The organism is Burkholderia sp. Tr-20390, from assembly GCF_017104595.1.
Lineage (GTDB): Bacteria > Pseudomonadota > Gammaproteobacteria > Burkholderiales > Burkholderiaceae > Burkholderia.
This window is the reverse complement of record NZ_JAAGPC010000001.1, coordinates 138738-158607: the sequence shown is the minus strand read 5'-3', so window position 1 is coordinate 158607 and position 19870 is coordinate 138738. Positions and strand designations below refer to the sequence as shown.

The 19870-nt window shown below is 62.0% G+C and carries 23 protein-coding genes; 18 read left to right on the top strand and 5 right to left on the bottom strand.

Annotation, left to right across the window (positions count from 1 at the left end; all coding sequences use genetic code 11):
* Window positions 1-250 precede the first annotated feature (250 nt).
* The 3 genes from G3N98_RS00870 (at window position 251) to G3N98_RS00860 (ending at window position 1462) form a co-directional block, all read left to right on the top strand.
* Window positions 251-460: a hypothetical protein gene (locus G3N98_RS00870; protein WP_206146844.1), complete on the top strand. Its 210-nt coding sequence runs from the start codon at window positions 251-253 to the stop codon at window positions 458-460.
* 151 nt (window positions 461-611) lie between these two features.
* Window positions 612-1046 (top strand): hypothetical protein, encoded by a 435-nt coding sequence (locus tag G3N98_RS00865; RefSeq protein ID WP_206146843.1) that lies wholly within the window; start codon window positions 612-614, stop codon window positions 1044-1046.
* A gap of 14 nt (window positions 1047-1060) precedes the next feature.
* A complete protein-coding gene (locus tag G3N98_RS00860) occupies window positions 1061-1462 on the top strand; it encodes a hypothetical protein (RefSeq protein ID WP_206146842.1) in 402 nt (133 codons plus the stop codon).
* Between the two features lie 4 nt (window positions 1463-1466).
* Here G3N98_RS00860 and G3N98_RS00855 read toward each other — a convergent pair whose 3' ends face one another.
* Genes G3N98_RS00855 through G3N98_RS00845 form a run of 3 tightly spaced genes read right to left on the bottom strand, consistent with a single transcriptional unit; the run spans window position 1467 to window position 6613 of the window.
* Window positions 1467-2699, bottom strand: coding sequence for a tyrosine-type recombinase/integrase (locus G3N98_RS00855; protein WP_206146841.1), 1233 nt, complete (start codon window positions 2697-2699; stop codon window positions 1467-1469).
* Window positions 2692-3117, bottom strand: a complete 426-nt coding sequence (locus G3N98_RS00850) for a hypothetical protein (RefSeq protein WP_206146840.1) — start codon at window positions 3115-3117, stop codon at window positions 2692-2694. The genes G3N98_RS00855 and G3N98_RS00850 overlap by 8 nt, the downstream gene beginning before the upstream one ends.
* 10 nt (window positions 3118-3127) lie before the next feature.
* Complete coding sequence (locus tag G3N98_RS00845) at window positions 3128-6613, bottom strand: hypothetical protein (RefSeq protein WP_206146839.1); 3486 nt, start codon at window positions 6611-6613, stop codon at window positions 3128-3130.
* 392 nt (window positions 6614-7005) lie between these two features.
* Here G3N98_RS00845 and G3N98_RS00840 point away from each other — a divergent pair, with 392 nt between their 5' ends.
* From G3N98_RS00840 to G3N98_RS00830, 3 genes are all read left to right on the top strand, one after another.
* Complete coding sequence (locus G3N98_RS00840) at window positions 7006-8061, top strand: hypothetical protein (RefSeq protein ID WP_206146838.1); 1056 nt, start codon at window positions 7006-7008, stop codon at window positions 8059-8061.
* Window positions 8062-8090: 29 nt separating this feature from the next.
* Window positions 8091-8462, top strand: a complete 372-nt coding sequence (locus G3N98_RS00835) for a hypothetical protein (RefSeq protein WP_011875846.1) — start codon at window positions 8091-8093, stop codon at window positions 8460-8462.
* 85 nt (window positions 8463-8547) lie between these two features.
* Window positions 8548-8832 carry a hypothetical protein gene (locus tag G3N98_RS00830; protein ID WP_241025651.1) on the top strand — a complete coding sequence of 95 codons (285 nt, stop codon included), beginning with the start codon at window positions 8548-8550 and terminating at the stop codon, window positions 8830-8832.
* 6 nt (window positions 8833-8838) lie between these two features.
* On the opposite strand, the gene G3N98_RS00825 is transcribed toward G3N98_RS00830, so the two are convergent.
* Window positions 8839-9378 (bottom strand): hypothetical protein, encoded by a 540-nt coding sequence (locus G3N98_RS00825; RefSeq protein WP_206146837.1) that lies wholly within the window; start codon window positions 9376-9378, stop codon window positions 8839-8841.
* A gap of 145 nt (window positions 9379-9523) precedes the next feature.
* Window positions 9524-10762, bottom strand: a complete 1239-nt coding sequence (locus tag G3N98_RS00820) for a hypothetical protein (protein WP_206146836.1) — start codon at window positions 10760-10762, stop codon at window positions 9524-9526.
* Window positions 10763-11130: 368 nt separating this feature from the next.
* Between G3N98_RS00820 and G3N98_RS00815 the strand changes: the two genes are divergently transcribed.
* From G3N98_RS00815 to G3N98_RS00760, 12 genes are all read left to right on the top strand, one after another.
* Window positions 11131-11592 (top strand): hypothetical protein, encoded by a 462-nt coding sequence (locus G3N98_RS00815; RefSeq protein ID WP_241025650.1) that lies wholly within the window; start codon window positions 11131-11133, stop codon window positions 11590-11592.
* Between the two features lie 18 nt (window positions 11593-11610).
* Window positions 11611-12012 carry a hypothetical protein gene (locus G3N98_RS00810; RefSeq protein ID WP_206146834.1) on the top strand — a complete coding sequence of 134 codons (402 nt, stop codon included), beginning with the start codon at window positions 11611-11613 and terminating at the stop codon, window positions 12010-12012.
* Between the two features lie 127 nt (window positions 12013-12139).
* Entirely contained in the window at window positions 12140-12691 is a 552-nt protein-coding gene (locus G3N98_RS00805; protein ID WP_206146833.1) for a hypothetical protein, read from the top strand.
* A 17-nt stretch (window positions 12692-12708) separates the two neighbouring features.
* Entirely contained in the window at window positions 12709-14427 is a 1719-nt protein-coding gene (locus G3N98_RS00800; protein ID WP_206146832.1) for a hypothetical protein, read from the top strand.
* Window positions 14424-15653: a hypothetical protein gene (locus G3N98_RS39630; RefSeq protein ID WP_241025649.1), complete on the top strand. Its 1230-nt coding sequence runs from the start codon at window positions 14424-14426 to the stop codon at window positions 15651-15653. The genes G3N98_RS00800 and G3N98_RS39630 overlap by 4 nt, the downstream gene beginning before the upstream one ends.
* Window positions 15650-15979: a hypothetical protein gene (locus G3N98_RS00790; RefSeq protein ID WP_206146831.1), complete on the top strand. Its 330-nt coding sequence runs from the start codon at window positions 15650-15652 to the stop codon at window positions 15977-15979. The genes G3N98_RS39630 and G3N98_RS00790 overlap by 4 nt, the downstream gene beginning before the upstream one ends.
* A gap of 28 nt (window positions 15980-16007) precedes the next feature.
* Complete coding sequence (locus G3N98_RS00785; RefSeq protein ID WP_206146830.1) at window positions 16008-16277, top strand: hypothetical protein; 270 nt, start codon at window positions 16008-16010, stop codon at window positions 16275-16277.
* 99 nt (window positions 16278-16376) lie between these two features.
* Window positions 16377-17618: a hypothetical protein gene (locus tag G3N98_RS00780; RefSeq protein ID WP_241025648.1), complete on the top strand. Its 1242-nt coding sequence runs from the start codon at window positions 16377-16379 to the stop codon at window positions 17616-17618.
* Window positions 17619-17648: 30 nt separating this feature from the next.
* Window positions 17649-18737: a hypothetical protein gene (locus G3N98_RS00775; RefSeq protein WP_206146828.1), complete on the top strand. Its 1089-nt coding sequence runs from the start codon at window positions 17649-17651 to the stop codon at window positions 18735-18737.
* A 64-nt stretch (window positions 18738-18801) separates the two neighbouring features.
* Window positions 18802-18984: a hypothetical protein gene (locus G3N98_RS00770; protein ID WP_206146827.1), complete on the top strand. Its 183-nt coding sequence runs from the start codon at window positions 18802-18804 to the stop codon at window positions 18982-18984.
* 39 nt (window positions 18985-19023) lie between these two features.
* Window positions 19024-19317, top strand: coding sequence for a hypothetical protein (locus G3N98_RS00765; RefSeq protein WP_241025647.1), 294 nt, complete (start codon window positions 19024-19026; stop codon window positions 19315-19317).
* On the top strand, window positions 19314-19835 hold the full coding sequence (locus G3N98_RS00760; protein WP_206146825.1) for a hypothetical protein: 522 nt from the start codon (window positions 19314-19316) through the stop codon (window positions 19833-19835). Before G3N98_RS00765 ends, G3N98_RS00760 begins: the two co-directional genes overlap by 4 nt.
* Window positions 19836-19870 lie beyond the last annotated feature (35 nt).

Sequence of the window (19870 nt, the reverse complement as noted above, 5' to 3'; positions counted from 1 at the left end):
CGCGGCGGCCCACTTGCCGGCCGTCCTGCGGCGCGCCCTGAACGTTCTCAAGCGATTGGAAGAGGGGGCGCACCCGCTGTCGTTGGGCGCCCAGATTCTGGTTCGGCGCGGGGGGGATTATTCGGTGCCGATCGGTTACAGCTATCGCTTGTTGGTTGACGCGTGCACGCTCCGCCCAACGCTATTCATCAGCCACGAAACCTATAACGGGCTTGTTTGAGGCCCCGATGTCACGTCCTTGGGGCATGGAATGAGAAAGAAAATTTCGGTCGGGCTGTTTCATCTCTTTGCGCTCGCGCTTTCGATATTCGCACTGGGGGTGGCCGTTACCCTGTCGTTCGTCCTTCGGGAGGTGCTCGTGGTGCCGCTGCTCTCCGCAATCGCGACGGTCCTGTTGGCCATCGGCGCCATCGTCTCGAGCGCTAAAGAATCCACTGCCGGTGAAATATCGGGAAAATGACACAATGAGCGCAATCGCAAAGCTGATTTGTCGAATATTCGGACATGTCTGGGTCGATACCCAGACGGTACAGGGCAATGACGTTGACATCGTGTACATGGAATGTGATCGGTGTGGGGCCGAGACGTCCAGAATGAGGGGGTAATCGAAGATGGCGCTGAAAAACGCGGAAATGCTGATCCGGAGCTCGCCGGATTCGACGTCGGCGACATGCCGCATCTGCCGCAAGACGTTCGTGACGGATAACGCGGATGATGTTCGCGCGCATCACGATGAGCACAAGGCGCTTGCGAAGGGCGCGATGCCGCTTGTGATACGCGAGATGTTAAAGGGCTTCGGATATGCGATTGCCCACAACGATGGTGGACTGGATCGGCTCAAGGATTGCTACACGGCCGAGGATGGGACGCTGGCCGTTGCGTATTCGTGGTGGTCGCGCGCCTTGACGCATGGCGTCCCGACAGCCGACTTCGATGACTACATGGCCGCCCACATCCATTACGCAGATGCTTTGACAGGTCGTACCGGAGTACCGATCGAAGAGGCGGGACGGGCGATCAAGCGCTGGGAGCGCTACGCCGGTTAACAGGAGACGTGATCATGGCAACGGTGAATCGACAGGATGTTTTGACGCGACTTGGCGCGGCCGCCATCGATATCGTGATCGGCGCGCTTCGGCACGCCGATCACGGGGGCACGTTCAAGGGGCTATTCACGCTGAATGTCGACGGCTCGCCGAAACCGGTGCTGTTGATCGGCGCCGCACACGGCACGCACGAGGACGGGCAGGTCATCGCGATCCTGAATCCGGACGAGGAGTTGAGCGCCCGCGTGCACGCGGGCGTCAGCTATACGGGTGGTCTCTTGAAGGAAATTGTCGCCGGCAAATGCGACGCGATGGTGCATCTGTGGATCGAAGCTTATCGGAAGGATCCGGGCTCGATCATTGACACGTACCAGCCGCGCACCGACGCGGTGGCTGCCAAGTTCGAGGTGCGCTAGCGAATCAGAGCGACATCCGCGAAATCGCCTGATACTGCTCGTGCCCGCCCTTATTGATGTAGATCGAAGTCGTTTCGATGGAAGCGTGTCCGAGCTGAACCTGAATCGTTTTGATCGACACGCCCAGCTCGTCCAGCATTGAGCCGAACGTGTGGCGGAACCAGTGGGGGCTGGCTTCTTCGATCTGTGCCGCCTCCTCCGGATGGTCTGGTGCGAGCGCTGCCGCTGCCTGTTTGACGGCGTCATGTACGTCCTTGTATACGACCTGATCGCCGAGTGGTTGTGCGTCGGCTCGCTCCCCCCACAGTGCCAACAAGACCGGGCAAGGGTTCTTGAAGTAATGTGTGCTTGCCTTGAAGAAGGTCCGGTAGCGCTGGAGCGCATTCCGCGCGGTTTCGTTCAGGGCGATCGTTCGCGTGACTCCCCCTTTGCCCGTGATACGCATCGTCCAGTAGTCTTCGCCGCTGGCATTGTCGTGCTTGCGTTGGATGTCCGACATGCGCGCGTTCGCGAGTTCTTCCCGACGCAGGCCGGTATTGACGAGAAAGCGAACCACAAAGAGATTGCGCTCGGCATGTCGCTGGGACCGGCGGTCCTTCGCCACAGTGGTCCGGTGTTCGAGCTCCTCGAGCAGCAGGCGTGCGGTCGGAACGGGTAGAAAGCGCTCCGTTTCGTCCGCTTGGCCGGTCTCGGTCTGTTCGCGTTTTTCTTGTGCGGTCGACTTCGATTTTCGGCGCCGGACACTGAACGGATTGCCGGCGAGATAGCGCGCGTCGACGAGCCACGAGAACAGCGAACCGATGATCACGATTGCCTGTCTGCAGGAGGCTGCCGACAGTGGGCCGGAGAAGGGCCTAAACGCGCAATCGTTGCCCGTCGGACGGCCGCGTTTGCCGACCCAGTGCGCGGGCGGGTTCTTGACGAACTCGATAAATCGATCGATGTCGTCGCGGATCACGGAGCTGAGATCCTTGCGCTGATACAGAGTCAGCCAGTTGTAGAAGCGTTCGATTTCCTTCCGGTACGAACGCAAGGTGTTCTTCGAATCGGCGAATTCTGCCAGCCACGCAGAGATCGCCGATACGTCGTCGGTCGCGCCGATCAGGCACGCGACGCCGCGTGCGCGGTTGTAGCCGGGCTCGGCGAATACTGGCGCGGTGACCTTGCCCGAAAATATGTCATCGAACGCAATGGCTCGGGGCAGGCTGTTGCCTGCGGGATCGACAGAATCAGTCATGCGGGTCAGAGCTTGAATGGTGTTCGTTGGCGGAATCGATGACGGCCGGCATAGTCGCGCGCACCTGATCGAAATCCAGTGCGCCGGTGACGTAGCCGATTCGCATCCACTTGCTCGACATCCCGGTCTTCTGCAGGAACGCTGCTGCGCCTGCGCAGTGCGCCTCTTTGCCCGACGGGTTATAGTCGCCCGTCTCGTCGTCCCATTTGCCGCCGAACTTGTCGCTGTGCACGGTTTCGTGGCATTGGAAGCTGTTTTCGTCCGACGCGTACAGGTGGTTAACGATGTCTTCCATCCGACCGGGGGCCAGCTCGATACCGCCTTCTTTCAGGAAGGGGCAGTTCTTGCAGGGCCGTTTCATTCGGAAGTACTCGGCGAGGTCGTACTCGCCGCGTGCTGGTTGGGGGTTGTTTGCCATAGCTGTATCGTCAGTTCGCTGCAGTATCGTCGAGCACGAAAAAGCGCTCGATGCCCTCAGGCGGCTGTGGTGCCTCGGCGATCTGCGTCGCCGGCACGGCGCGAAATCGTGCGCCATACTCCGCCGCAACGTGACGAGCAATGAACTCGCGTGCGTCGCGTGGCGAGTGCGCCGTATGGGTTCTTCTGCTGTAGCCGCTGTAGAGCGCCTTGGGGGTGCTGGCCAGCAGCCGCTTCATCTCCGGCGAGTCCCCCATCTGCCAGCGATCCCACGCAGCTTCCTCGCCCCGGCAAATGTCGATCCAGCGGCCGTACTGCGGTGGGTGCTGATCCGACGGGGACGTCAGTGTGATCTCGAGCATCCGGACCGGCTCATAGTCGGCCGGCAGCGCGATGCCGAGCAGCGGGTCGAGCGCGAGCCGCCCGTCAGCCGTGATCGCGCCGGGTGCGACCCAAACCGATCCATTCTTTTCAACGCGGGTACGCCAGTTGTCGAACCAGTCGGCGAGCAGCGGGCTATTGCCCTGACCGTCGAGCTCGTGCGCGTAGTCGACGAACGGCGCGTGATCCGGTTTCACCGCCGAGATCGACGCGTCAAACAGCGCCCACGGTGCGTCGACCTGCAGCGCCTTCCGCATCTCCTGAGCGGCTCTTTCCTTGCGTGCGTACGGGCGGACGAAGGCGCTGTGCACCGCCTGCTGCGCGGCGTCGTTCGGTGCGAGCCGGTGCAGGAACGCGTGCGGCAGGGCTGTCCCAATGCAGAGGAACCGGACGGCACGGGCTCGTTCGTTGTAGACGATGCCGAAGGGGATCGCGAGCACCGGGTTTTGAACGCTTGACGCTCCGTCCAGCATTGCGGCACGCAGGCGCTTCCAGCGTTCAAACAGATCTTCGTGCGCGAGCTCGGTCAGCGGCCGCGTGAATTGCGCCAGCTCGGCACCGAACGACTCGGTGGCGGCGAACAGCTCCGCCTTGTGTTCGAATGATGCGAAAACCGAGGTGCGTGTCGCCCACTCGTTCGCCTCGCTCCACTCGTGCAACGTCGTTTCGGACGCGGCATGCTTGGGCAATGCCACCCAGCGCCGGCTTTTCTCGACGTACTTGGTCTTGCCGCGCTCGACGGTGATCCGGTGGACCCACGCATGCGGCTCGAGGCGGTCGTCGCATTCGTCGGCGCGCGGGGCCGCGTAGACGATGCATTTCGCCGCGCCAGACAGGACCAGTCGCAACGGGCGGTAGCCCAGCGCGAGCACGAATGATTCGATCTCGGCGACGCGGCGCTTGCCTTCGCCAGCCAACATGTACATCTGGTCGAGCAGCGCGGTCCATGCCGCAGGCGCGTGATCGCCGTCGAAGCGCGGCAGCGGCTTGCCCCGGTTCGCGGCGCGCCATGCGAGCACGGTCTGATCGATGATCGCGTCGTGGTCGGCCGGGTCGGCGACGTTGCCGTCGACCAGCGCCTGCATCAGCTGATTGCGGGTGTCGCGCTCCTCGTCGCGCTCGCGCTCGATGTGCTTGAGCGCTTGCTTGAAGAACCGGATGTAGGCGAGGTGATTGCTACGCGAGCCCCGATGCTGGATGTACCAGCGAAGATCCATCGGATCGACCGCGTCGAGGCAAAGAAAGGGCAGGTCGACGTAATCCCACGCGCCGGGGCGGAATTTGGACAGGTTGACCTTGCAATTGAACGTGCGGTCGCCATGGCTGCTGTACGAATAGCCGGAGACTTCGACGTCCACGCAGATCGATTTACCGTCGCGATAGGCGATCGCGACAGTCAGCCGGTCTTGCGGCGTGTATCTCGCGTCAAAGCCTCGGCCGCTGGTGCTGCCATTGGATTTGCACGCCCCCGGTGCGGTGTCGGGATTCATCACTTCACGCCAGTTGCACAGCACGCGCGAGCCCGATCGCAGATACGCGTTTTTCTCGTCGATCCAGTCGCTCAGGGTTTGGCGCTCGCCGCCCGGCAACTGGGTGCTCGCGTCGTCGTCATGCAGAAAGCGGCAGTGCCGTTCCTGAAATGCGAGCGACACAAAGTCGAGCGACGGTGCGCCTTCGTAGAAGTGGCCGAACAGCTTCAGGCGATGATCGAGCCCGCACGCGAGCAGCAGGAAGCGCTTGTAATGCAGCGCGAACAGCTCGTGCTTCGCAAGCTTGTCTGTGAAGGCAACGTCCTCGAACTTGATCTGGCTGCCGTCCAGTCCGCGAAACACCGCGTCCTGATCGCTCTGGGTCGGGAACAGCCGATTGGCGCCCAAGTGGCTCTCGACTGGCGACAGGACGCGATGGATGTTCATGCCGTCGCGCACCAGCAAGAAGACCTTGGCGTTCTCTTCGTTGCGCGCGACGTTGTCCCGCGCGTCGCCGTAGTCGATGAAGCGACGCGTGGTCGCCATCACGAGTACGCAGCGCTCGGTCGGGAAGATTTGGTCGATCAGGCCGTCGTGCACGCGCAGCGCGTCGAAGAATTTGTCTTCGTGCTGGAAATCGAACCACTCGTCAATGTCGGTCCATACCGCCAGCTCTTCGTCCATCACCAGCTTTTTCTGGACGAATGTGAGCGGTACGTCGCGCGCGGCGGGCGTGCCTTCGCGGATCGTATCCACCGTGACGCCCTTGCCGATGTACAGATCGAGCGACTCGATCCCCTGCAGGAGCTTGGCTACATACGTGCGCACGTCTTCGGTCTGCGCCAGCGCGGCGGCCGCTTGTTCCTCGTAATACGGCGTGAGTTCGGTGATGGTGTCGGCGATCGCCTTGGTTTTGCTCTGAATCCAGTTGGCCTTGATGGTGGCGATCTGGTGCTCGCGCGAGGCGGCCGCCTTCATCTCGGCGATGCGCTCGGCGGTGATGCCCGAACCGATCGCATTCGCGACGGTGCCTGTCGCGAGCGAGACGATGCCGCTGTCCGCACCGGTCGAGAGGGCGGGCAGTGATACGTCGGGCATACCCGTCGGCTCGGTGCCGGCCGGAGTCGTGGCCGATTGGCTCTCTTTCTCGGCGTGCGCGCGCAGGCCAGCGTCGACGACGCTGGCGAGCAGCGCCGGGTTGCTCTGTGTCTCGATGAGCTCGGCTTGGAGCGCATTGACGCGACTCTGCACAGCGCGCACTTCGTTGTTGCGGATCGGCTGATGGTCGGGCTCGTATTCGAACTGGTTGAGGAAGTCGTCGATCAGAAACCGATGCTCGTCATACCGGAACCACTGCGTGCGCGTGCTGCCGTCGTCCTGCGGGATCGCCAGCTTGACCTCTCGGCCGATTTTTGACGGATGCGGGCGCAGGATCACCGTGTGCGGTTTGTCGTCCACCCAGCGGATCGACTGAATCAGCAACACGGTGCCTTGCTCGATGCCTTGCTCGATGACGGCGACCGCCGCACGCCAGTACTGGCCGGACTGCAGCGACTGGAAGCGCGCGACGCGGTCGACGGTTGCATCGTCGCGGGCGCTGCTGGTGGTCAGGGCGGTGCTCGGCGTGCCGGCGGTCGAATCGTTCATGGTGAGCTCGTGTGGTGTTCAGGATGGTAGCAGGTGCCAACGGGGCGTCCGGGTGCCGGGCGCGCGTTGACGCGGACGGCGTGCTGGACGTCGGCGCCGACATCCGAGCGCCGTGGTGACGGCTTCGGGCGTGACGCCGAGGCGGTGCCGAAATAGCCGCAAAAACCGCGCTTTGTCGATCCGACCCTACGTTCATGCAATATAACGATTATTAGGATAATCATTATCAGAGCTTCCCACAAGGTATTTTCGTATGCAGATACGCACAGATATTTATCTTGACACGCCGAAATCGCCCTCCTAAGATTCGGCACATCCAGCCGTAAAAAAAGATTCTTTCTTTTATCCCAAACGAAACGTAGTACACTTTCGACGTCACAAAGGAGCCAAAAATGTCACTGAAGAAGCTCGCTGCCAGCGGTGCAGTGAAGAAAGGCGATAAGTACCGTGTGCCCGTAAGCATGCTGAACGTGCGGGCGGACAACATCCGTCGCGCGGATGCGCAGGAGAACGTCGAGCACATCCGTTCGATCTATCTCACGCTGGCCCGCCAGTTCAAGACGGATCTCGAAGAATGCACGGAGGATGGCCCGCGCAATGGCAGCATGCAGCTCAAGCAAGGCGTCTCCCTTTGTGTGCACGAAATCGTTATTCAGGCGGACGAGAACGATCACTTCACGGTGATCGACGGTAACTCCAGCGTCGCGGCATTGCAGATGCATGCGGCCGAGGGCGTCTTGATCGATGGTCGCTTCTTGGTGGACGTGGTCACTCGGAAGTTGTCGTCGCAGCGTCAAGTGCGAGCCGCGATGGTCCGGGCTGGCATGGCGAAGCACCCGAGCCCGCTCGAATTCGGGCTCGCGTTCAAGGATTTCCGGGACGGTAGCGACGGTGATGAGCCGTGGTCGATCGCGCAGATCGCGGAAGAGTTCAGCCGCTCGGAGGTGAGCGTGCGCACGTTGTTGAAACTGGCCGACGCCGACCCGCGTATTCACGCGCTCATCGACGACGGTACAGTGTCGTCGAGCGTCGCGCTCGACGCGGTGCTTAAGCATGGCGACGACGCGTACAGCATGCTCGCGGCCGATCAAAAGGAAGTGCTGGAAACGCAGGGCCGCACGCGCGTCACGCAGGCGGCAGTCAAAGGCCGGGCACTGCCCGGCAAGCTGGTCACGAGTGCCATCGAGTCGATCGAGGCGCTGACCGCACGGCTCGACAATCGGACGCGTGTCGAGCTCGCGAAGCTGGAAAAGCTGGATCCGGCGCAAATCAAAGGCAAGAAGATCGAACTGGACGCCGATCTGGTGCTCGCCTTGGTGAATGCCGGCGGCCAGATCAAGGATCAGCGGGACCGTCAGGCCGAGCTCGCGCGCGAAAAGCAAGCGGCCGCCGGGCAGACCACGATCGAGCAGGACGGATCGTCGGACGAGGAGCGCGCTGCGGCGTGAACTGCACAAGACGGAATGGGTGAGCGCCAATGGCTGACAACATCCTTCGCGAACTGCTGCGCAACGAACCGAACCCGGTCGAGAAGTTGGCAAGCGAGCAGCAACAGCTCAAGATCCACAGCGGATGGTTTGGGGAGCTCGAGCAGCGAACTGCCCATTTCTTGAAAACTGGGAAACGGATCGTCGCGCTGGAGTGCGGACACTATGTCTTGTCCAAGTCGCTTCATCGCGCCGCGTGCCCCCGTTGCGGTGAAATGATCCGATCAGGCTATGACTACGACGGATTCCGCAGGCTGGGTATGCCTGACGAGTTTCACTGGCCGGAGGACCCGCTTCTCGTCGTCAATGAGGGGGAGCGCCGTGACGGGCATGACACCATCACGCGGCGCCCCGTCATTTAGCTTCTATATTCGACGCTGGCGCCTCGCTTCACCCTCTCCTATTTTGCGCGACAATGCGGGCATCGCTTCTTTGACGGAGGGTCCGATGACGAAGGTAATTCGCGAGCCGGTTGACGGCTGGTTGATCCTGATGAACGACGAAGTGGGTAAGCGCGCCGCGCCGGGTTCCATATTCCGGTTTGGCCGCACGGCCGAAGGTAATCATCCACTCGTAGAAATGCTGCAGCCCGGTTGGGCGGTCGGCTCCCGCCATTTCGTTCCGTTCAAGGATGAGGCAGCGGTGCGAGAATTCCTGACCGGTCTCGGCTTCAAGGAAATGCCGCGCGTGACGTCCGGCACCCCCAATTGGGAACTCGACAGCGCGTCCTGAGCGCGCTTACTTCGGCCCCTCTGCCTCACGATCCGGCCGGTTGCCGTCCTTGCGGGCATCGGCGGCCGCCGCCCGCCGTTTTGCCTCCACGTCCGACGGGCCCCCGAAATCGCCACCCACGCGCCATCGCTCCTTCTGGAGCAGGCAGCGCAGCACATTCATTGCAACGAGCTTGTCCTTGTATTCGGCCCGAATGGTGCGATACAGATTCTCAATCTCGCCCATCACGCGCCGCGCGCGCACCACTTCGAGAATCACCCGCCGAACGTCAGGGTCGCGCTCGCGGCGGTACAGCGCAACCAGCTCGGCGTGCACCGGGGAATCGAACTCCGGCAGCGGCTTAATACCGTACGGCTCGACCTTGCACGCTTCGCGCCATGCCGATGGCCCCACCCGCTCGCGGCGCTTCAGCCGACGCCCGAAATCGTTCGCGATGAGCGTGTGGCATTGCCCGGCCTCCGCCGGCGTCAGCCAAAACGGGTACAGCTTCACCTCATTGGTATCGAGGTCGGTGTACTCGTATTGATACTCCCAAACCGTCCCCATTTTCGTCGCCGATGCCTGTATAAATATACAGTATATGCGTAAGGGAAATCGAACGTGGGCTGCGTCGCGCCCCGCCACAACGACACTCCGGCGCATATCCCGGTCTCGCTGTCCCTGTGAATGGTGAGGCGCGGCGCTCCGCCGTCTACTGTCGCGGTGCGAGCAGCTCGTTCCAGTGCCAATATCGGCCGGCCCCATTGAGCGCCATGCCTTGGCTCAAGATCCCGTAGGTGTACGCTGCGGCGCGTTCGAACACTTCGTCCCGTCCGGGCAAGGTAACGGGCTCGCCGAGCTCGAAGTATTCGCTGCCGCCGGGGAGCTCGCCAAAGGCCGAGTCAAGCGCGATGGAGCGCAGCTTGCCGGCGCCCTGCCGTGCCGGCGCGTTCCACCATGCTGAAGCGAGCACGATGAGCTTATGCTTGAAGGCCCGAGGGCCGCGCCCGATGCTAGCCGGCGGCATTTGCGTGGCTGCAATGATCCTGATTCCTTGTTCCGCCCATGCGTCAAGAGAGGACCACGCGTCGGGCGGGTCATCGCTCGCCGCGCGGTTGCGCTCCCCGATGCGATGGAACTCATCCAGCAGCACCAAGGAGATCCGATCGAGCAGCGACTGCACGGCAAGGTTGCGTGCGCCGAGCAACTTGAGCGCGGCGGGTAGCGCGCAAAGCATCGCTTCTTGAACGTTCCGATCCGATGTCAGGGGCCGGTGGCGGGAGGGGGAATCAATAGTAACGAAGATGGCGCGCGGCCGTGAGGGCGCTTCCAAGGCGACAGTCAGGTTTTCCAGACAGTTCGCATACTCGCCACCACCACAAAATAGCCAGACTTTCGCGACACTGTCTTTGAACTGCGCTGCGATCGCGCGATCGATGCCCGGCTCGCAGCCGAATGAGATGTATAGCGGCACCCCACCGGCAACCATCTCTTCATAGGCACGTAGGCAGAGGGCCGAACTCTTCCCAGTGCCAGCTTCGGATAACAGCACGTAGTGCGTCAGATCGGCTACGTACTGCTTTGTGTCGGTGCGAACATGCTGCGTCGAGTGAGCGTGGTTGCCAAATTCCGCGACCGCGTTATTCATCCCGGGCCAATCCGGACTACTGAATGGCGCCCCAGTCAGTGCGATCCGAGAGGTATTCCCACTCTCGGCATCCGAGCTCGATGCGGAGTGCGTCGACTCATTCGCCTGCACGTAAATGGAGTCGGTGCGCGGGGCACTCAGCGGCGCGGCCGCGATCGCGGCGTTCATCCGATTCCAGTCCGGGAAGTTGAACGCAGCCGCAACCGCTTGAAATGCGTGGTTGCGTTTGATCGGATATCCGAGGGTGCGCAGGCGAGCCTCGACCTGCTCGGCCCGTTGTTTAGCTTCGGCTTTTGTCAACATTCGATTTTTCCTGTAGCCAGCAACCGCTATGGGCGGTATTGGCGCTCGCTTTTACCAATCGCTGGCACTAGGGCAACCGAACGATGGAAGTGACTACGGCACCTTGTTCTTTACACAACCGACGAGCGGCGCGAGCGGGAGGCGACAAGGTTAGGGCCTGTACTACCGAGAATACCGTACATTTCGACGCGTTCGCAACGATCGCGCTTCAATTCGAATAAAAAAAAGATATGAAAATGTATCGACACGTGCGGAAGTCGTCCATATAATCAGTCGAAATTGCTTCAAATTGGTTGTTTGCCTTCGACGCGTGACGTCCTCGCGCCTCATCGGGCGATCCGTTCCAACCTTCAACGGGGCTTGTGCAGATGAAAGTCATTTCGGCTGGCGAGGCGCATATGCAGCTGCGTGCGGCATTCGCGAAGGGCAAGCACGACGGTCAGGACAAGCGGTGGGTGCCGCCGCTCGACGATGGCCGTGATTGGGTGCTGGTCAATCTTCCACTCGACTGGGTGGCGCCGAATATGGCCGACGCGCGGTACGACAGCACGGTGGACTTGCATCGCGCACGCACTTACGCAGCCAGCCCGGGGCAGTTCGAGCCGATTCATTTGCTCTATGGCTCGCGGCTGCAGCGTCGGCATGTGTTCACGGCAGCGGTCATGGACGGTGGCCATCGAGTGAGCGCGGCACGGATGCGTGGCGACACACGCATCCTCGCGCTGATGGAACAACGCGACATGGAGCGGCTCCTCGAGGCGCGCGCGGCAGTGTCGACGCCGACGACGCCCCATGCGACAGAGGCCGCTATCGACGGCTGTGCTGTTTGATCTGCACGGAGATATCGCATGAGCTTTGAATACATCCGCAGCTACTACGGTGTGCCGGCCGAGCGCGGCCGCGCCGTGATCTGCTCCGGTCAGGCTGGCGTGATCGTGGGTGCACACGAGCAGTACATCCGTGTGGTTCTCGATGACGACAAATCCGAGTGCGAGCGGATCTACCACCCGACTGACGAGGTGGTCTATGGGGAACTGGTTGATGTCCCGGCGCTTCGGGAGTGGCGATGTCTTCCGCCGTGGCGCGATGAGTGGGAGTGGGAGGCGTGGTTCACGGTCACCGCGAGTACACGCAGCAAGGCGCGCTACAAGGCATTTCTTCAGCTCTCCGATGTGTGTGACATGGACGGCAAAGCATTGATCGGCATCCGCGTTCGTGCAGCGATGCCGCGTCGGCGCGCTAAGCAGTAGGCGCCCTCTTCGTCTATCGGCGAAATTCACAGGTCTCTCAGCGTCGCGCTCGGCCCTCGGATTAAGGCGCGACGTTTCTTGGCGGGTGGCTCGTACAGCACCCCTCTTTTTCGGATTCGAGGTCACGATGAGCGAAAACACTCTTTTCTCGGGAAGCGGGCACGCAACCATGCTGGGTGCGCCCTCGGTCGCGGCGCATGACGGGCCGCTGGAGCGGCCTTTCAGCGTCGTCATCGCCGAGCTCGCTACTGTACGTCCGATGGTCGACAACTACATTCAGGCGCGCGGTGGCGCCGTCAACGGCGGCACCTATGCCGAGATGCTGTCGTTTGCAGCGACGATCTTTCGCGAGTCACGCGCGATGCTCGCGCTCGCATGGGAGCGGCTACCGGCGACTCCCCCGGTTGAAGCATTGCAGTTCTACGGCGAGCAATTCAGCGCCATGGTGTTGCTCAACGACGGCGAGCAAGTTCTGCCACTCGTTGCGCGCTGGGACTTCGTTGAGCAAGGCTGGGTCGGCGCGGACTTCGCCGATGGCCCGTCTCCGCAAGACTACGAGTGGCTGAACAAGTGCGCCAAGTACTGGATGTTGCTGAGCGCCATTGCCGCGCCAGCTGATGCCCGTCCTGCAGCGAGCACTCACTGCAAGACAGAAGTCAGCTGCGGTTTCGACGATTGATGCTACGGGGCACTGAGATGGCTGAACACGTTTTGAACGCTGCGGTGGCCGCAATCGGCTACGCGCTGGAAGCAGAGGAAGGCATGGCATGGCTGTCGCTCTGGAACGAGGGGGAATTCGATCGGTGTCGCCGTGACTGGCCGGATGCACCTGACAGTTGCTATATCGGTGCCGACCCGATGCACCCTGAAACCGCACGATTGCTTGCAGCGTCGGCGAACCGTTCTGATCCGCCGGCAACGCTGGCGGACAACCATCTTTGCGCCGTTCAGTACGCGACTGATGCGTTGCGCGCGATTGCCGATCGCCGCGAACAGGTCGGCGACGCAATTCAACCGCTCAACGATATTCGCGCTGCGTCTCGTCGTGCCGCTGCGGCACTGCGACGCTTCGAACCCGTTGCCGACCTGCTCCTCGCCGCATCCCCTGTCGAGCAGCACGAAGCAGCGCCGGCCGACGATGTGCCGATGGCGACGGTGCCGCTCGTCCAGTATCAAGGACTCGTACGACAAGCAGCCGAACTTCGCGCCTTGCGCTCGGCGCCGGCCGCGCCGGCGGTGTCGGACGAGCAGGATACGAACAGCCTGATCCGATCGATCATGACGCTGCTTGAAATGGACGCTGCTGGCGTGCTCGCGCCGCACGGTGTAGGCGGCCATGCTCGCACGCTGTTAGCTGCCGCCGCCGCGAGACTTGCCGCAGTACCGCCGCTAAATCCGGGCCCGAAGCAGCCGAGCCGGTTGGTTGCGCAGTCGGTCGCGCAGCCCGAACCGCAAGTGGCGGACGAGCGGGCGGCGCTTCCGGAAATGGCACGCAAGGCATTCGCAATGGCTGGCGCAAATCGCTGGCACCTGTCTGACCCGCCGATGGCTGAAGCAATCGTCCGCGCCGTATTAGACGCCCGCGCCTCGTTGCCCAATGCGGCGGGTGCGGAAGGGGCGATCTATCAGGCTCGGCAGCACTCCGACGAAGAGAAACGATGGGACGACGTAAGTGAAGCAACGTATGTGGTGTGCGCCGAACAACCGCAGTTCTACCAAATCCGCATCGTCTACGCCCCCCCCGCGCAGGCGGCGGAACCGGTGGCCTACACGCATCCCGACCGACTCAAGCGGCTCGCCAATGGAAGGGCGCAATGCGAAACCATGTGGGCGAAGGTGCTTGTCGTCGATGGCGACATTCCCCTCTATCTCGCCCCGCCCCCTCCCACCCAGGCATCCGCTCAGCCGGGAGAACGGACTGGCGAATGCTTCATTGTCATCGGTCACGGCGAATCCGACATTCCCGAGGCGAAGATCGTCACGCGACAAGACGATCTGCCCGATGCCGTTCTTGGCATGATCTATCGCCCCCTGTCAGATGCTCCAGCTGACGTCCGCACTCAGTTCGCAGGGGACCTTGCAGATGAAGACGAATGGGCTGGCAATCAATGGTCGGTTGCGTTCGAGATCGGCGGGATCCACGTTTGGCGCGTCGTGCTTCACCCTCCCGTGCAGCAGTGGTCGAAGGAGCCGCCCGCAAAGCAAGGCCTGTACTGGCACTGGACAGGCGACCTCGACGCGCGTCCGATTCCGCTGAATGTTCTGTGGTCTGCGGCGACGAAAAAGTGCTTCGTTTCGATCGGCCAGTACGGCATCACGCAGGCCGTCGACTGCGACAAGTTCGGTGGCCACTGGCAGCCGGCTGTCGAGCCGGCAATGGATGAGGAAATCGGTTATCACGGGAGCGACGCATGACGACGACCGACAAGAGCTGCACTCCGGAGAGCCGCGCTGATGCGCTGACGGACGAACAGATCGACACTATCGCGCCGGAATTCCTGATCCTCGGCGACGGCGACACGGAACACGATTCGATCGACTGGCGCGGGTTTGCGCGCGCCATTCTAGCCAAGCAGTCTGCTCTGCGTACCGTTGCACTTCCTGATGCGCCCGTGCGCCCTGAATACGATGCCGACGCCGTGCGGTTCGGAGAATGTGACCACTGCAACAAGCGCAGCAATATTCGACCGCACGACGGTGCAATGATTTGCGGCTCGTGCGCCGATGCAGACTATCTCACCGCATGGATCGACCATGCTGAGCAGCTACGCGCACTTCTTGCCGCATCCCCTGTCGAGCAGCACGAAGCAGCGCCGGCCGATGCAATTTGCGTTGCCGACCGCATCGCATTGCGAACGGCGGTTGATCTTGCGGAGGGCATGGGCACTTTTGATGAAGAAAAGGCTGCCCATTTGCGCGCGATCCTTACCGCGCAGCCCGAACCACCAGTGGCGGACGAGCAGGCCGCGCTTCCCGAAATGGCACGCAAGGCATTCGCGATGGCTGGCGCAAATCGCTGGCACCTGTCCGACCCGCCGATGGCCGAGGCAATCATCCGCGCCGTGTTAGACGCCCGCGCCTCGTCGCCCAATGGGGCGCGAGCGGAAGCGGCTGCCGAATTGCCCGAGCCGACAGCAGTCGGCTGGGTAATGGTGCCGATGGATCGTGCGGCGCCGGTGCCCGATTACGACGAGTGCGCGCGTCAGGCAACGCTCGCAAGCGGCCTGCCTTCACTGCGCAATGCGCCGTGGATGTCGACGTTCATCCGCGAGATCAATCGGTGGTGTCAACACCGGTACGCGAACTACATCACCGGTAAATCTGGATTGATCGGAGGCTGGCGGCAAGACGGAGCGCACCTGTATCGGACCGACGGCGATGGTCATACGGCGAGGCGTGACGAGATCATCATCGCGACGGCCGAGGGATCACAGGACAGACGGGCGCTCGCCGCATGCGCGGCCGAGTTGCGCGAACAGCTTAACCGCACGGGTGCGATCGAACCGCTGCGCGATCTGATCGCCGAGATCGAATGGTGCATCGCCGAAGGCAGCGGCGGACTGCGAACGCGAACGACCCTCGCTCAAGCGCTGGCGGCGCTCCAAAGTGCCGATTTCGAGCCGAAAGGAGAGCGTCGATGAGCACCGCAGAAATGTCGGAGCTCATGCGACTGCTCGAGGTGATGGAAGCGGCCGGTTTCACTCAGCATGAGCGCAACAACGATCGTCTCCGACGCGCCGCGCGATCGCTCCTCGATGCGCAGTTCGACGGCAACTCGGATACCGAGCGGCTGAATTTCATGATCGTACAGAACGCACATCTGGCATGGAGTCGCGACCATGAAGTTTGCCACGTGGCGCGCTGGGCGGACGACGATGGTTCGTTGGTGCACGAACGCTTAGGGCCGACGTCCCGTGATGGGCGCGAAGCGATTGATCGCGCGATCGAAGCATTGCCAACGCGATGAACTGACCTTCAATACGTAGGAGACCAACATGAAAAACCAAGCAGGAAGCGTTACCGTACTCGAAGCCGGCTACAGTGGTGTTCGGCCCACTCCTCAGGCAGTGGTCGAGGCATTTCTGACGACGTGCTATCCGGGAAGTCGTAAGGACGGTCCGTCGGAAGAAGCGCAGGAAGGGGGCTATGCGTTGCAGCAGGCCTTCACGACCGTGCTCGGCGATCGCATGCTCGCCTATCTGAATCCCGCTGCTTCCGGTGGCTGGCGTGTCGCCGCAAAGGCTCGCGTCGTGGCCGCCGCCTGATCCATAGCTGGGAGTTGACGAATGTCTAGCCGCTCGTTTTTGTATGCGCTTCAGAGGTCAGGGGTGTACCTGAATGGCCGATCGTGGTTCGAGGAGCAATTGCTCGACGTCAACGACTGGCAAAGGGAGTTCGTTGAGATAGTGGTCGCGGACCACGCTCGACATTTGTTTCGGCCCGCGACTTATGGCGCTGAAAGATGGACCGAAGCGCAAAATCGACTGGTCGACGTCCTCCGGGAGTACGCGTTCGACGATGCCGATATCCATCGAGTGATCGGCGCAATCCATGCAGACAGCGAAATCGCGCTCGTTGAAATCGAGATCGTGAAGATCAAAGGCGCGAGCGATCCCAACTTGCCCAGCCACCTCTTTCCGGGATGCGGGAACGATTACGTGCTGTTTCATCTCGCGGCTTCGGATTCCGAGTTGGTCATTTCCCGGAACACCGTCGCAGACGTGATCGTCGACCTCGAGATGGACGCAGGGCTGAACGAGTTCGATCCGGACACGCGTACCGGCAGCTATTACATTGTCGATGGCGCAACCGAGTTCGCGGCGGGCACACGCTTTCTGCTGGGTCTGAACGTGAGTGATCCGGTAGTGGCGGAACCCGACGACGTGCTGCGGGACTATCCCCTGTCCCCCAAGCTCGATGAGCGATGCTTGGCGATGCCGGAAGCAGCTGTCGCTCGATGCACATCGCATGAGGTTGCAGAGACGCGAGTGGTCAGAGAGCCGCAAATTGCTGTGGATCAGCCCCCCCGCGTGAGAGTTGAAACGCTGTCCGGGGAATGGACGGTTTTTATTCGGGAAAGCAACGCATTCTCGCTGCTGCGCTGGCCGGACTATCGCTCGGTGCGACGGCTGTCGGTGCACGAGGCACGCGATCACGGAGAAGTGGGGTTCCAGATCTGGTCTGGCCGTGGGGCGACTGAGCGGTCGGGTGCGGGCGATCTCGTGGCAAGTTGTCGCTCGCAAGTCGAAGCGCTCAACTTGCTTGCCGAGATCGAAACAGCGATTCTTGCGAAATCCGATCGTAACAAGCCGCCACACGAAAGCGCGGATGCCAGTGCACAAAGCACGGTGGCGGCGACTCCCGATGGCACGAGGTCGCCCCATTGGACCATCGTCGCGTTGCTGGGCTGCGCTGCCGTTTGCGGGGCGATTGTCGCGATGCCGATCCTGTTCGGCGCAGGTGATGCAATCGCAAAGCGCTTGTTTCCGGATCCGCGTTCTACTCAGGCAGTTCGCTCGTTCCCCCCGCCTCTGCAAGGCCCTGATTTTCTGGCGCCACCTCTCCAACCGCTTCCGACTGTGCCGAGGGGCCGCGTCAATGGATAATGGTGCTTTCTGGACCGTGGAGTTGCCCGAGTGAAGCGAAAGGAAGAGACCGTGATTCTCGCCGAGGAGGCTTTCTGGGCCATCCTCGCAAGCGGAAAACCACCGACCGTGGACCTCATCAACGCATGGTTGCTGGAGCGCGGGAACGGGAAGCGCGATCGGAACGTCGTCAACAGCGTGGCGAAAGAGTGCTGGGAAAAGGTCGCAGGGCGTGTGAAAGACAGTTTCGCCCTACCCGGCATCCCGGCCGAGACGGTCGGACTCTTCGTCAAACTGCGCGAGGATCTGCTGGCCGTGGCCCGCGCAGAACTCGACGCGGACCGGGCCGAAGTCGAAAGCGCCACGCGGGCTGCGATCGAGGCGGCACGGCAAGAGGTGATCTCAGCCCAAGGCGAGCGGGACGAAGCACTGGCTGCCCGTCGCGAAACGGCAGCGGCGTTCGAAGCGGTGGCCGCAGAGCGAGACGGCCTGCGCAAGGAGTTGCTGACCGCCCAACAATCGAATGAGGCCGAACGCGAGCGTAGAATCCGTGCGGAAAAGGCCCTCGAAGTTCTTTCTGCGCGGATGGAGGCGGAAACCTCGCGATTCGCGGCGGAGCGGGAAGCGGCCGAGGCTGATCGCAAGCGCCAATTGCTCGAGATCGACGGACTGCGCGTCGAGCTGCGTGCAACAAAGGAAGCTGAGAAGGATGCGCATGCGAAGCTCAATGACACGGTGGCGCGAGAGCGCGACTTGGCTGCCCGAGCGGCGGAGCTGGTCGAGCAGCTGGGTGTCGCGAAGGGTGCTGAGCGAGTCTTGTCGGCACAGGTTGGCGACATGTCGCGTGACATCGAGCGACTTCGCGCCGAGCTGACCTCTGCCGTGGAGCGAGCTGTTAGAGCGACCGATCAGATCGAGCGGCTTAAAGGCGACGCACACGCCCTTAGCGCCGCGCTGGAGGAGCGCGCGGCCATCACCGAGGAGCAGCTGAATGCCGCGCTGATACAGGCATGGCTAAACGGCGCGACGAGTGCACCGAAAGCGTCACGCGGCGATGATCCGACCGCGTCGCTGACGCCTCGGGCGACGCGATACGCAACGTCAGCAATGCTGATGCTGGGAAAGACACCGAAAAAGTAAGCGCCTTCGGATCGCCGACGCGAAGTTATGCGAAGACATTCGTCGGCAGGCGCAAGGGGGAACTATGCTCATCCGTTTTATCCGTTATCTCCCGGGGCATCTGGCGGGACTGATTGTGTTTTTCCTCGCGTACACGCGATGCAACAGCATATGGCCGTATATCGGCGCACTCGCGTTTGGTGTGGCCGTGTGGGCGCTCGTCGAGCGCGGCCTGCTGCGCCGCTCGCCCCCTCAAGTTGATGACTGAGCGCGGTGAGCTGCAGAAACAAGTTTCAATGGGACATTGATGAACACACTCACCGGACTCAATCTATACCCGGGCGCGTTCGCTTCCGTCGGCGTGACCTCGGGAGACATTCCTGAAATCGTCGACTGCGTGCTGGCCTCCTCGCCCGACCACGTCACCATCGAAGGCTTTGACCAAGACACGGCGGCCGCAATCGCGGATCGCCTCTCATGTATGGGGATTTCGGTACACGTGGCGGGTTCGGGCGAAGGTCGGTGGCGTACGCCGCTGACGATCTTTAACGGACTGCTGGACAGGATCCGAGCGACGCCGCCGCTCGGAGGGCGAGAATGATCGGGTTGTCCGGTCTCGTTCTCGACGCTGTACTCTCTGAACGTCGATGGTTCGTGCTGTCGTCGGCCGAGGCTAGACGTGCGCTCTTCTGCCTCGAGCTCGTCATCCATGCGGCGAGCGCGTCGCTCGCGCTGTGCGCCGCGCTGCAGTTGCATCGAGACGGTCCACTTTGGTCAGTCGGATTGCTCACGGCGGTCGCTGTTGCGTTCGAGTGCGGATTTGCCCTGCCGATCGGTCAATTCCTCCGCATGGAGCGCACCCGTGACCGTGCGCGAGACGCCTATCTCAATTTCGCGAAGCAGGAAACCGATCGCCGCGATCTGTGGCCGGATCTGGCCGTGAGGCATGCACTTGAAATGCGAGATGACGCAACGGCGCTGATCATGATCTCACGCTGGAAAGGCATGGCTTTTGACGACGCTAAATCCGAGCTCGCAAAGCGAGCGCGGCACCTTCCGGAAGAGACCACGGTGGACCCTGATGAGTCTGGTGTGCCGGGAGATCGCCCGATCTTCTAGCACGCCATTGCAGAGTTCACCGCGCCTTGATAAGG

Coding starts and splice junctions, on each gene's coding strand:
- G3N98_RS00870 (WP_206146844.1), top strand. CDS start 251: ATGAGAAAGAAAATTTCGGTCGGGCTGTTTCATCTCTTTGCGCTCGCG.
- G3N98_RS00865 (WP_206146843.1), top strand. CDS start 612: ATGGCGCTGAAAAACGCGGAAATGCTGATCCGGAGCTCGCCGGATTCG.
- G3N98_RS00860 (WP_206146842.1), top strand. CDS start 1,061: ATGGCAACGGTGAATCGACAGGATGTTTTGACGCGACTTGGCGCGGCC.
- G3N98_RS00855 (WP_206146841.1), bottom strand. CDS start 2,699: ATGACTGATTCTGTCGATCCCGCAGGCAACAGCCTGCCCCGAGCCATT.
- G3N98_RS00850 (WP_206146840.1), bottom strand. CDS start 3,117: ATGGCAAACAACCCCCAACCAGCACGCGGCGAGTACGACCTCGCCGAG.
- G3N98_RS00845 (WP_206146839.1), bottom strand. CDS start 6,613: ATGAACGATTCGACCGCCGGCACGCCGAGCACCGCCCTGACCACCAGC.
- G3N98_RS00840 (WP_206146838.1), top strand. CDS start 7,006: ATGTCACTGAAGAAGCTCGCTGCCAGCGGTGCAGTGAAGAAAGGCGAT.
- G3N98_RS00835 (WP_011875846.1), top strand. CDS start 8,091: ATGGCTGACAACATCCTTCGCGAACTGCTGCGCAACGAACCGAACCCG.
- G3N98_RS00830 (WP_241025651.1), top strand. CDS start 8,548: ATGACGAAGGTAATTCGCGAGCCGGTTGACGGCTGGTTGATCCTGATG.
- G3N98_RS00825 (WP_206146837.1), bottom strand. CDS start 9,378: ATGGGGACGGTTTGGGAGTATCAATACGAGTACACCGACCTCGATACC.
- G3N98_RS00820 (WP_206146836.1), bottom strand. CDS start 10,762: ATGTTGACAAAAGCCGAAGCTAAACAACGGGCCGAGCAGGTCGAGGCT.
- G3N98_RS00815 (WP_241025650.1), top strand. CDS start 11,131: ATGAAAGTCATTTCGGCTGGCGAGGCGCATATGCAGCTGCGTGCGGCA.
- G3N98_RS00810 (WP_206146834.1), top strand. CDS start 11,611: ATGAGCTTTGAATACATCCGCAGCTACTACGGTGTGCCGGCCGAGCGC.
- G3N98_RS00805 (WP_206146833.1), top strand. CDS start 12,140: ATGAGCGAAAACACTCTTTTCTCGGGAAGCGGGCACGCAACCATGCTG.
- G3N98_RS00800 (WP_206146832.1), top strand. CDS start 12,709: ATGGCTGAACACGTTTTGAACGCTGCGGTGGCCGCAATCGGCTACGCG.
- G3N98_RS39630 (WP_241025649.1), top strand. CDS start 14,424: ATGACGACGACCGACAAGAGCTGCACTCCGGAGAGCCGCGCTGATGCG.
- G3N98_RS00790 (WP_206146831.1), top strand. CDS start 15,650: ATGAGCACCGCAGAAATGTCGGAGCTCATGCGACTGCTCGAGGTGATG.
- G3N98_RS00785 (WP_206146830.1), top strand. CDS start 16,008: ATGAAAAACCAAGCAGGAAGCGTTACCGTACTCGAAGCCGGCTACAGT.
- G3N98_RS00770 (WP_206146827.1), top strand. CDS start 18,802: ATGCTCATCCGTTTTATCCGTTATCTCCCGGGGCATCTGGCGGGACTG.
- G3N98_RS00765 (WP_241025647.1), top strand. CDS start 19,024: ATGAACACACTCACCGGACTCAATCTATACCCGGGCGCGTTCGCTTCC.
- G3N98_RS00760 (WP_206146825.1), top strand. CDS start 19,314: ATGATCGGGTTGTCCGGTCTCGTTCTCGACGCTGTACTCTCTGAACGT.